Origin of the sequence: Streptomyces sp. NPDC091649, from assembly GCF_044756785.1 — a bacterium.
In the GTDB taxonomy this organism is placed as follows: domain Bacteria; phylum Actinomycetota; class Actinomycetes; order Streptomycetales; family Streptomycetaceae; genus Streptomyces.
Map to the genome: position 1 here is coordinate 425,876 of NZ_JBIVTR010000003.1, position 10,628 is coordinate 436,503.

Genomic DNA, 10,628 nt, shown 5'->3' on the forward strand with positions numbered 1-10,628 from the left:
GGCGTGCGGCTCCCTCGGGGGCCGGTGCGCCGCCCGGCCCGCTCCGGCCCGGCGCGATCCGTCAGCCGGGGACCGGCCGGTGCTCCAGCAGCATCCGCTGGAGTTCGCGCGCGGCGCGGGGCGGATCCACGTCGCTGCGGTGCGCCAGCGCGATCGTGCGCCGCAGCCCGGCACCGGCCAGCGGAGTCCTCCGCAGGTCGTGGCCCGCCCGGATGGCTGTCATGCTCGGCACCACGGCGATGCCGAGCCCCGCCCGTACGAAACCGAGCACCGCGTCCATCTCGCCGCCCTCGACCGTGAACGACGGCTCGAAGCCCTCCGCGCGGCACGCGGCCAGGGTCAGCTCCCGCAGGTTGTAGCCGTGCCGGAACATCACCAGCGGCGCCCCCCGAAGATCGGCGATCCGGACCCGGCCGCCCCGTCCCGGGGGCGGCTCCGCCGCCGAGGAGACCACCACCAGGTCCTCGTGCAACAGCTCCACCGTGGTGAGCGCGGGGGAGGCGGCCGGCAGGGGCAGCACCACCAGGGCCAGATCGAGCGCTCCCCGTGCCAGCTGGCGCACGAGGTCGTGCGAGCCGCCCTCCTCCAGCAGCAGCCGCACCCCCGGATGCCGGTCGTGGAAGGCGCGCAGCACGTCCGGCAGCAGCCCGGTGCACAGGCTGGGCGTCGCCCCGAGCCGCACCCGGCCGCTGCGCAGGGAGACCAGCTCCTGGACCTCCTGCCGCGCCGTCTCCGCGTCGGCGAGGATCCGCCGGGCCAGCGGCAGCAGCGCCTCGCCCGCGTCGGTGAGGGCGATGTTGCCCCGGGCGCGGCTGAACAGGTCCGCGCCCAACTCCGCCTCCAGCGCCCGGATCTGCTGGGAGAGCGAGGGCTGCGAGACATGCACCGCCTCTGCGGCCCGGGTGAAGTGCCGGGCCTCGGCCACGGCCACGAAGTAGGTGAGCTGCTGGAAGTGCATAAGCCGACGATAACGTCCTTCCATAGACGTCGCCTATGGAGATGAGCCGGACCATGTCTTGGACTGATCAGGTCCTTCGCCCCTACCGTCGTGCCCATGGCATTGGCAACGCGGACGGACCGACGGCCGTCGATGACGCGTACGCTCTGGGACTCGACCGTCGGCAAGAAGACGATCATGGCCGTGACCGGTCTGGTCATGCTCGGCTACCTCGTCGCCCACATGGCGGGCAACCTGAAGATCTTCTTCGGGCCCGGCGAGTTCGACGGGTACGCCCACTGGCTGCGCACCATGGGCGAGCCGGTACTGCACTACGAGTGGGCGCTCTGGCTCGTCCGGGTCGCACTGGTCGTGGCGGTCGTCCTGCACGGCATCTCCGCCTACCAGCTGAGCCGGCGCGACATCAGGGCACGCCCGGCCAAGTACGTCCACAAGAAGCCCCGGGCGAGCTACGCCACCCGGACCATGCGCTGGGGCGGGATCATCCTCGCCCTCTTCATCGTCTGGCACATCCTCGACCTGACGACCGGCACCGTGCACACGAGCTTCGAGGCCGGGCGCCCCTACCAGAACGTCATCGACACCTTCTCGACCTGGTACGGCAACGTCATCTACATCGTCGCCGTGCTCGCCATGGGCCTGCACGTCCAGCACGGCTTCTGGAGCGCCGCGCAGACCCTGGGTGTCGGCAACGCGACCCGCGACCGCATCCTGAAGACCCTCGCCACCCTCCTCGCGGTCGTGCTGACGGTGGGCTTCATCTCCGTACCCGTCGCCGTCATGACCGGAGTGGTGAGCTGACATGCCCGACTACACGCAGTACCGCGAGGGCGAGCCCGTCGTCGACACGAAGGCCCCCGGGGGCCCGGTGGCCGAACGCTGGGACACCCGCCGCTTCCAGGCGAAACTCGTGAACCCCGCCAACCGGCGCAAACACACCGTCATCGTCGTCGGAACCGGACTGGCCGGCGGAGCGGCCGGCGCCACCCTCGCCGAACAGGGCTACCACGTCGTCCAGTTCTGCTTCCAGGACTCGCCCAGGCGCGCCCACTCGGTGGCCGCCCAGGGCGGCATCAACGCCGCGAAGAACTACCGCAACGACGGCGACTCCATCCACCGGCTGTTCTACGACACCGTCAAGGGCGGCGACTTCCGCGCCCGGGAGTCCAACGTCCACCGGCTCGCCCAGATCTCCGTCGAGATCATCGACCAGTGCGTCGCCCAGGGCGTCCCCTTCGCCCGCGAGTACGGCGGTCTGCTCGACAACCGCTCCTTCGGCGGAGTCCAGGTCTCCCGTACGTTCTACGCGCGCGGCCAGACCGGGCAGCAGCTCCTCCTCGGCGCGTACCAGGCGCTGTCCCGGCAGATCGCCACGGGCAACGTCGAACTCCACGCCCGCACCGAGATGCTGGACCTGATCGTGGTCGACGGCAAGGCGCGCGGCATCGTCGCCCGCGACCTGGTCACCGGGAAGATCGACACCTACTTCGCCGACGCGGTCGTCCTGGCCACCGGCGGCTACGGCAACGTCTTCTACCTGTCCACCAACGCCATGAACTCCAACGCCACCGCCGTCTGGCGGGCCCATAGGCGCGGCGCGTACTTCGCCAACCCCTGCTTCACCCAGATCCACCCCACCTGTATCCCGCGCACCGGCGAGCACCAGTCCAAGCTCACCCTGATGAGCGAGTCGCTGCGCAACGACGGCCGCATCTGGGTCCCGAAGGCCAAGGGCGACGACCGCCCCGCCAACAAGATCCCCGAGGACGAGCGCGACTACTACCTGGAGCGGATCTACCCCGCCTTCGGGAACCTGGTGCCCCGCGACATCGCCTCCCGCGCCGCCAAGAACGTATGCGACGAGGGGCGCGGCGTCGGCCCCGGCGGGCAGGGCGTCTACCTGGACTTCGCCGAGGCCATCGGCCGGATGGGCCGCAAGGCCGTCGAAGCCAAGTACGGCAACCTCTTCGACATGTACCAGCAGATCACCGACGAGGACCCCTACACGGTCCCGATGCGGATCTACCCCGCCGTGCACTACACCATGGGCGGCCTCTGGGTCGACTACGACCTCCAGACGACCGTCCCCGGCCTCTTCGCCATCGGCGAGGCGAACTTCTCCGACCACGGGGCCAACCGGCTCGGGGCCTCCGCCCTGATGCAGGGCCTGGCCGACGGCTACTTCGTCCTGCCCTCCACGATCAACGACTACCTCGCCCGCAATCCGCACACCGACACCGTGGACGAAAACCACCCCGCCGTCGCGGAGGCGGTGGCGGAGACCGAGGACCGCATCAACCTGCTGCTCTCGGTCGACGGCGACCGCACCCCCGACTCCTTCCACCGGGAGATCGGCGAACTCATGTGGGAGTACTGCGGGATGGCCCGCACCGAGGACGGCCTGCGCAAGGCGCTCACGAAGATCCCCCGGATCCGCGAGGAGTTCTGGCGCCGCATCAAGGTCCCCGGCACCGGCGAACAGTTCAACCAGTCGCTGGAGAAGGCCAACCGCATCGTCGACTACCTGGAGCTCGCCGAGCTCATGTGCCTCGACGCCCTGCACCGCGCCGAGTCCTGCGGCGGCCACTTCCGCGCGGAGTCCCAGACCCCGGACGGCGAGGCCGAGCGGCGCGACGAGGAGTTCTCCTACGCCGCCGCCTGGGAGTTCACCGCGACCGGCGGCGCCCCTGTCCTGCACAGGGAAGACCTCGTCTTCGAGTACGTCCACCCCACCCAGCGGAGCTACGCATGAAGCTCACCCTGCGCGTCTGGCGCCAGCGCAACGCCGAAGAGCCCGGCGCCATGGCCACCTACGAAGTCGACGGCATCTCCGCCGACATGTCGTTCCTGGAGATGCTCGACACCCTCAACGAGGAACTCACCCTCGCCGGGGACGAGCCCGTCGCCTTCGACCACGACTGCCGCGAGGGCATCTGCGGCGCGTGCAGCCTCGTCATCAACGGCGACGCCCACGGCCCGGAGCGCACCACCACCTGCCAGCTCCACATGCGGTCCTTCGCCGACGGCGACACGATCGACATCGAGCCCTGGCGGGCCTCCGCCTTCCCGGTCATCAAGGACCTGGTCGTGGACCGCTCCTCGTTCGACCGGATCATCCAGTCCGGCGGCTACATCTCCGCCCCCACCGGCACCGCCCCGGACGCCCACGCCACCCCGGTGCCCAAGCCCGACGCCGAGCTGGCCTTCGAGAACGCCGAATGCATCGGCTGCGGCGCCTGTGTCGCCGCCTGCCCGAACGGCTCGGCGATGCTCTTCACGGCCGCCAAGGTCAACCACCTCAACGTCCTGCCGCAGGGCGCCCCGGAACGCGAGACGCGCGTCCTGGACATGGTGGCCCGGATGGACGACGAGGGCTTCGGCGGCTGCACCCTGACCGGAGAATGCGCCACGGCCTGCCCCAAGGGCATCCCGCTGCCCTCGATCGCCGCGATGAACAAGGAGTGGCTGCGGGCGACCCGCAAGGTCCGCCGCTGACACGGGAGTTGACCCCGTACGGTTCCTGAGCCGTACGGGACCGACACCCTGCGCGCCGTCGGCTCAGCGCCGCAGCGCCTTCGCCAGGTAGGGCGCCGTACGGCTCCCGGCGGCGCGCGCCACCTCATCCGGCGTGCCGGCCGCGACGATCCGGCCGCCCCGGTCCCCGCCCCCGGGCCCCAGGTCGATGACATGGTCCGCACCCGCCACCACGGCCATGTCGTGTTCCACGACCACCACCGTGTTCCCGGCGTCGACCAGGGCGTGCAACTGCCGCATCAGCACCTCCACGTCCGCCGGATGCAGCCCCGTCGTCGGCTCGTCCAGCAGATACAGCGTGCGACCGCGCCGGATGCGCTGGAGTTCCGTCGCCAGCTTGATGCGCTGCGCCTCACCGCCTGACAGCTCCGTGGCGGGCTGGCCGAGCCGCAGATAACCGAGCCCCACGTCCAGCAGGGTGGTCAGCGCGCGCTCGGCGGCCGGCGTGCCGGCGAAGAACGCGGCAGCCGACTCCACCGTCAGATCCAGGACCTGAGCGATCGTCAGACCGCGCAGGGCGACCTCCAGGGTCCGCGGGTTGTAGCGCGCACCGTGGCAGTCCGGGCAGGGCGCGTACGTGCTCGGGAGGAACAGCAGCTCCACCGAGACGAAACCCTCGCCCTGGCAGGTCTCGCACCGACCGCCGCTCACGTTGAACGAGAACCGCCCCGCCGTGTACCCCCGCTCCCGCGCCGTCTCCGTCTGCGCGAAGAGCTTCCGCACGGCGTCGAACAGACCGGTGTACGTGGCCAGATTGGACCGGGGCGTGCGGCCGATGGGCTTCTGGTCGACCTGGACGAGCCGGTCCACCGCCTCCAGGCCCGTGGCCGCCGCGCAGTACCGATCGCCCGGTCCGGACTCCTCGCCCGCCCGCCGGTCCGCCAGCACCCCGGCGAGCACCTGGCCGACCAGAGTCGACTTGCCCGAACCGGACACCCCGGTCACCGCGGTGAACACCCCGAGCGGGAACGCCGCGTCGACGCCCCGTACGTTGTGCCGCTCCACACCGGTGAGCCGGAGCCACCCGGACGGGGTGCGCAGCTCGCGCACCGGCGCGGTGTCCCGGCCGTCCTCCCCGAACAGGAAGCGGCGCGTCGCCGACTCCGGGACGTGGGCGAGCTCCTCCGGCGGCCCGCTGTGCAGCACCCGCCCGCCGTGCTCCCCGGCCAGCGGACCCACGTCCACCAGCCAGTCCGCCCGCCGCACCACGTCCATCTGGTGCTCCACCACGAAGACCGAGTTCCCGGCCTCCTTCAACCGGCCCAGCACCCCGAGCAGCGCCTCGGTGTCCGCCGGGTGCAGCCCGGCCGACGGCTCGTCCAGGACGTAGACGACACCGAAGAGGCCCGACCGCAACTGCGTGGCCAGTCGCAGCCGTTGCAGCTCACCGGAGGACAGCGTCGGGGCCGTCCGGTCCAGGCTCAGATATCCGAGTCCCAGCTCCGTCACCGTCCCGATCCGCGCCGACAGGTCGTCCGTCAGTACCCGTGCGGCCTCCTCGCCGCCCGCTCCCGCCCCGGACAGCACCTCGGCCAGCTCGGCCAGCGGCAGCCCGGCCAGCTCCGCGATGGTCCGACCGGCGAAGGTCACCGCCATCGCCTCGGGCCGCAGCCGGCTCCCGCCGCACACCGGGCACGGTGCGCTGGTCAGAAAGCGCTCCGCCTTCGCCCGCAGGGCCCGGCTCCGGGTGTCGGCGAAAGTGTGCAGCACATAGCGCCGCGCGCTCATGTACGTTCCCTGGTACGGGCGTTGGATCCGGCCCGCGTCCCGCACCGGATGCACCGTCACCACCGGCTGCTCGTCGGTGAACAGGATCCACTCCCGGTCCCCGGCGGGCAGCTCGCGCCACGGCCGGTCGACGTCGTACCCCAGCGCGTCCAGCACGTCGCGGAGGTTCTTGCCCTGCCACGCCCCCGGCCAGGCGGCGATCGCACCCTCCCGGATAGACAGGGAGGGGTCCGGGACGAGTAGCGCCTCGTCCGTCCGGTGGATCCGCCCCAGCCCGTGGCACTGGGGGCACGCCCCGACGGCGGTGTTGGGCGAGAAGGAGTCGGAGTCCAGCCGCTCGGCCCCCGGCGGGTAGTCCCCCGCCCGGGAGAAGAGCATGCGCAGCGAGTTGGAGAGCGTCGTCACCGTCCCGACGGACGACCGGGCCCCCGGGGCGGAGCGCCGCTGCTCCAGCGAGACCGCGGGCGGCAGTCCCGTGATCTCCCCGACCGCGGGCGCGCCCACCTGATGGATCAGCCTGCGGGCGTACGGGGCCACGGACTCGAAGTAGCGGCGCTGCGCCTCCGCGTAGATGGTCCCGAAGGCGAGCGAGGACTTCCCGGACCCCGATACGCCCGTGAACACGGTCAGGGTGTCGCGGGGGATGTCGACCCGGACGTTCTTGAGGTTGTGCTCGCGGGCTCCGCGCACGCGGACGTACGGATCGTGGGGGGAGTGCATGGGGCTCGGCTCCGTACGGGTGGGGTTCTGACGCCTGATGGGACAAACAGTCTGATTCTAGGCGTCGGCGCCGACGACGGGCCCGCGGGAGAAGGCCCTGCCCGGCCCGCCGACCGCCGGATAACCTGCTTCGGCCGTGTACATGGCGGTGAGGACGGCCGGGGGCCCGTCGCGGGAGAGTGCGTCATGCCTCCCGGCGTTCCCGCTCCTCGCATTGAGGTCCGGCGGTTATCGAACGTCGAGGCTCCGCCCGTCGGCCCGGCCCCCTGTCCCGGCCATGCGGGCGAGCCGCCGCAGCGAGTCCACCAGACCCTCGCGGTCGTACGTGCTGGTGGTGACGAGCACCTCGTCCGCACCGGTCTCGGCGATGGCCCGCTCCAGCTGACCGGCCACCTGGTCCTCGGTCCCGTGGATGTGGCCGTCGAGCCCCCGCTCGTACAGCGTCCGCTCCTTGGCCGTCATGGCGAGGGCCTCGACGCGCTCGGCCGGAGCCAGCGGCGGAAAGTCCCCGTGCGTGCGGGAGTGCGCCATGGCCCACGCCTCCGGCACGAGCAGCCTGCGGGCCTCCTCCTCGGTGCCGGCGATGGCCACCGTGCCCGCGACGATCACCTCTGGCCGTTCCGCGCGGTCGGAGGGGCGGAAGGCGCGGCGATAGACCTCGACGGCGCGCAGCACCTTCTCCCGGCCGCGCAGATCACCGATGACGAGAGGGAGCCCGGCGGCCGCGGCGACCGACGCGCCCTCGCCGACCGCCAGGACGTACGCGGGGATGCGCAGGCCCTCCGCCGGACGGGCGTGCACCCCGGGGTGGGCTTGCTGGGTGCCGTCGATCCAGCCGAGCAGTTCGGCGAGCCGGCCGGGGAAGTCCTCGGCGTCCTCCTTGCCGTGGCCGAGAGCGCGGCGGACGCCGTCGGTGAACCCCACCGAGCGTCCGAGCCCCATGTCGATCCGGCCGGGGAAGAGGGAGGCGAGCACACCGAACTGCTCGGCGACGACCAGCGGCCGGTGATTGGGCAGCATCACTCCGCCGGTGCCGACCCGGATGGTGGAGGTCGCGGCGGCGACGGCGGCGGCCAGCACGGTCGGGGCGGACCCCGCGACGCCCGGCACGCCGTGGTGCTCGGCGACCCAGAAGCGGTGGAAACCGAGTGCCTCCGCCTCCCGGGCCAGGTCCACGGTGTCGCGCAGCGCCAGGGAGGCGTCGTGCCCCTCCCGGGTGCGGGAGCGGTCCAGGACGGAGAAGCGGGTCGACGCGATCACAGAGTTCACGCCCTCTTCAACGCCGCCGTTCTCCCAGGATTCCCGCGCCAGGCTCCGGGACTCCGCGGGATTCCGGCGCGGGGCCTCTCCGGGACGACCGCGCGACCCGGACCGCCGGGGGAAGACAGGCTTTCTAAGCTGGGGGAGTGGACAACGACGCACGGCCGCTGGCCGTATTCGACCTGGACGGCACGCTCGCGGACACCGCCCACCGGCAGCACTTCCTGGAGGGGCCGAAGCGTGACTGGGCCGGCTTCTTCGCCGCGGCCGTGGAGGACCCGCCGCTCCCGGAGGGCGTACGGATGGTGCACGCGAGCGCCGAGGAGTGCGCGATCGTCTATCTGACCGGACGGCCCGAGCGGTGCCGTCGCGACACCGTGCGGTGGCTGAGCCGTCAGGGGCTGCCCGAGGGCACGTTGTTCATGCGGCGCAACGACGACCGGCGCCCCGCGCGCCGGACGAAGCTGGACGTCCTCCGGCGGCTGGGGCGAACGGGGCGGGTGCGTGTGTTCGTGGACGACGACGCGTTGGTCTGCGATGCGGCCGAGGTGGCCGGATTCGCTGTGGTGCGGGCGCGCTGGGCCGACCCTTCGGCTGCGCTGAAGGATGCCCAGGAGCGTGAGGGACGTACCTGATCAGGCGCTTTCGTCGAGCCGGAAGCCCACCTTCAGGCCGACCTGGTAGTGCGCGATTCGGCCATTTTCGATATGACCCCGGACTTGGTTGATCTCGAACCAATCGAGATTGTGCAACGTTTCCGCCGCTCTTGCGACGCCGTTCCGGATTGCCGCGTCGACGCCCTCCTCGGAGGTTCCTACGATCTCGGTGACGCGGTAGGTGTGATTCGTCATGGTCTGTCTCCTTTCCTGGGACCACGTTGCCCCAAACCGCGGTGTCCCGCGAGAGGGGCGGGGGCGCGAGCCGGAACGCGCACCCGCCTTGACCTACTGAAAGGTCCATACCAAAATTCAGCCAACCACCCGTGCGAGCGTCGCCCGCAGTCCCCCCACACCGGGTCCCGATTTCGTTGTGCCGTTTCGCAGAAGGTGACCACGTGAAGAACCGCATACTGGCCGGAGCCATCGCGCTCGTCTCGTCCGTCGCGCTCGGCGGATGCGGCTACATATCGGGCTCGGACAGCGGGGACCGCACCGTCACGGTCTGGCTGATGAAGGACAGCGTCTCGCCCGGATTCCTGGACAAGTTCACCCGCTCGTACGAGGAGGAGAATCCCTCGGTCGAGCTGGAATTCACGATCCAGGAATGGAGCGGCATCGGCCCCAAGGTGCTCTCCGCGCTGGAGGGCGACGACGCCCCTGACGTGATCGAGGTCGGCAACACCCAGGTCGCCCAGTACGCGGAGAGCGGCGGCCTGCGCGATCTGACTCTCGAATCGATGCGCGACCTGGGCAGCGAGGACTGGCTTCCCGGCCTCGCCCAGCCCGGCAGCATCAACGGCGTGCAGTACGGCATCCCCTGGTACGCGGCCAACCGGGTGGTGATCTACAACAAGGAGATCTTCGAGGAAGCAGGCATCGACTCCGTGCCGAAGACGCGCTCCGAGTGGATCGCCGACACCGAGAAACTCAACACGGCTGGAAACCAAGGCATTTACCTGGCCGGTCAGAACTGGTACGTGCTCGCCGGCTTCATCTGGGACGAAGGCGGCGAGCTCGCCGACGAGAACGGCGGCGACTGGCAGGGCGCCCTGGACACTCCGGAGGCGCTGGCCGGCATGGAGTTCTACCAGAAGCTCCAGGCGCTCGGCGACGGCCCGACGGACGCCGACGAGGAGAAGCCCCCGCAGACCGACGTATTCGCCAAGGGCGACGTCGCCCAGATCATCTCGACGCCGGGCAGTGCCGCTCTCATCGAGCAGAAGAATCCCGAACTCAAGGGAAAGCTCGGCTACTTCCCCATCCCCGGCAAGACCTCGAAGGCGCCCGGCTCGGTATTCACCGGAGGCTCCGACCTCATCGTCCCGAAGAACGCCGACGAGCGCAGCGCCGGCATCGACGTCGTCAAGGCGCTGGCGGGCGAGAAGTGGCAGACCGAGCTCGCGCGGGGCATGAGCTACGTCCCCAACAAGCCGAGCCTCGCGCATGTCATCGAGGGCGACGAGGGCACCGCGGCGATGGCGGAGGGCGCCACCCGCGGCCGCGCCACCCCCAACTCGTCCCAGTGGGCCAGGGTCGAGGCCAAGAACCCGATCAAGCCGTACATGACGGCGGTGCTGGAGGGCGGAGACGCCGCCAAGGAGGCCAAGGCCGCCTCCGAGCGCATCACCGCCATGCTCACCGGCAGCGGCTGATCCCTCCCGGGCGGGCCCCCCGGGCAGCCGGCGGGCCGCAGTGCCCCCGGTATGCGGCGTCGCGGGGGATTCAGCCGTCGCACATCCCCGCTCCCCGCAGCGGTCACGTCGAATCCA

At 71.1% G+C, this 10,628-nt stretch carries 9 protein-coding genes; 5 read left to right on the forward strand and 4 right to left on the reverse strand.

What is annotated here, in order from left to right; all coding sequences use genetic code 11:
• Window positions 1-61 precede the first annotated feature (61 nt).
• Complete coding sequence (locus ACIQMU_RS09440; RefSeq protein WP_402688559.1) at window positions 62-958, reverse strand: LysR family transcriptional regulator; 897 nt, start codon at window positions 956-958, stop codon at window positions 62-64.
• 132 nt (window positions 959-1,090) lie between these two features.
• Here ACIQMU_RS09440 and ACIQMU_RS09445 point away from each other — a divergent pair, with 132 nt between their 5' ends.
• Genes ACIQMU_RS09445 through ACIQMU_RS09455 form a run of 3 tightly spaced genes read left to right on the forward strand, consistent with a single transcriptional unit; the run spans window position 1,091 to window position 4,453 of the window.
• Window positions 1,091-1,759 carry a succinate dehydrogenase gene (locus ACIQMU_RS09445; protein ID WP_352238998.1) on the forward strand — a complete coding sequence of 223 codons (669 nt, stop codon included), beginning with the start codon at window positions 1,091-1,093 and terminating at the stop codon, window positions 1,757-1,759.
• 1 nt (window position 1,760) lies between these two features.
• Window positions 1,761-3,710: a fumarate reductase/succinate dehydrogenase flavoprotein subunit gene (locus tag ACIQMU_RS09450; protein ID WP_402688560.1), complete on the forward strand. Its 1,950-nt coding sequence runs from the start codon at window positions 1,761-1,763 to the stop codon at window positions 3,708-3,710.
• A complete protein-coding gene (locus tag ACIQMU_RS09455; RefSeq protein WP_352238642.1) occupies window positions 3,707-4,453 on the forward strand; it encodes a succinate dehydrogenase/fumarate reductase iron-sulfur subunit in 747 nt (248 codons plus the stop codon). Before ACIQMU_RS09450 ends, ACIQMU_RS09455 begins: the two co-directional genes overlap by 4 nt.
• A 63-nt stretch (window positions 4,454-4,516) precedes the next feature.
• Here the strand turns inward: ACIQMU_RS09455 and uvrA are convergent, their stop codons facing one another.
• A complete protein-coding gene (gene uvrA / locus ACIQMU_RS09460; protein ID WP_352238641.1) occupies window positions 4,517-6,940 on the reverse strand; it encodes an excinuclease ABC subunit UvrA in 2,424 nt (807 codons plus the stop codon).
• 228 nt (window positions 6,941-7,168) lie between these two features.
• The gene (locus ACIQMU_RS09465; protein WP_352238640.1) at window positions 7,169-8,209 is read right to left on the reverse strand and encodes an MsnO8 family LLM class oxidoreductase; all 1,041 of its coding nucleotides are present in this window, start codon (window positions 8,207-8,209) and stop codon (window positions 7,169-7,171) included.
• Between the two features lie 137 nt (window positions 8,210-8,346).
• Here ACIQMU_RS09465 and ACIQMU_RS09470 point away from each other — a divergent pair, with 137 nt between their 5' ends.
• The gene (locus tag ACIQMU_RS09470; RefSeq protein WP_352238639.1) at window positions 8,347-8,835 is read left to right on the forward strand and encodes a hypothetical protein; all 489 of its coding nucleotides are present in this window, start codon (window positions 8,347-8,349) and stop codon (window positions 8,833-8,835) included.
• Here ACIQMU_RS09470 and ACIQMU_RS09475 read toward each other — a convergent pair whose 3' ends face one another.
• Complete coding sequence (locus ACIQMU_RS09475; RefSeq protein ID WP_352238638.1) at window positions 8,836-9,051, reverse strand: dodecin; 216 nt, start codon at window positions 9,049-9,051, stop codon at window positions 8,836-8,838. It lies immediately after the preceding gene.
• Window positions 9,052-9,254: 203 nt separating this feature from the next.
• Here ACIQMU_RS09475 and ACIQMU_RS09480 point away from each other — a divergent pair, with 203 nt between their 5' ends.
• The gene (locus ACIQMU_RS09480) at window positions 9,255-10,511 is read left to right on the forward strand and encodes an extracellular solute-binding protein (RefSeq protein ID WP_352238637.1); all 1,257 of its coding nucleotides are present in this window, start codon (window positions 9,255-9,257) and stop codon (window positions 10,509-10,511) included.
• Window positions 10,512-10,628 lie beyond the last annotated feature (117 nt).

What these genes read in the sequence shown, in the direction of transcription:
- ACIQMU_RS09440 (WP_402688559.1), bottom strand. Translation starts at nt 958, where the DNA reads ATGCACTTCCAGCAGCTCACCTACTTCGTGGCCGTGGCCGAGGCCCGG.
- ACIQMU_RS09445 (WP_352238998.1), top strand. Translation starts at nt 1,091, where the DNA reads ATGACGCGTACGCTCTGGGACTCGACCGTCGGCAAGAAGACGATCATG.
- ACIQMU_RS09450 (WP_402688560.1), top strand. Translation starts at nt 1,761, where the DNA reads ATGCCCGACTACACGCAGTACCGCGAGGGCGAGCCCGTCGTCGACACG.
- ACIQMU_RS09455 (WP_352238642.1), top strand. Translation starts at nt 3,707, where the DNA reads ATGAAGCTCACCCTGCGCGTCTGGCGCCAGCGCAACGCCGAAGAGCCC.
- uvrA (WP_352238641.1), bottom strand. Translation starts at nt 6,940, where the DNA reads ATGCACTCCCCCCACGATCCGTACGTCCGCGTGCGCGGAGCCCGCGAG.
- ACIQMU_RS09475 (WP_352238638.1), bottom strand. Translation starts at nt 9,051, where the DNA reads ATGACGAATCACACCTACCGCGTCACCGAGATCGTAGGAACCTCCGAG.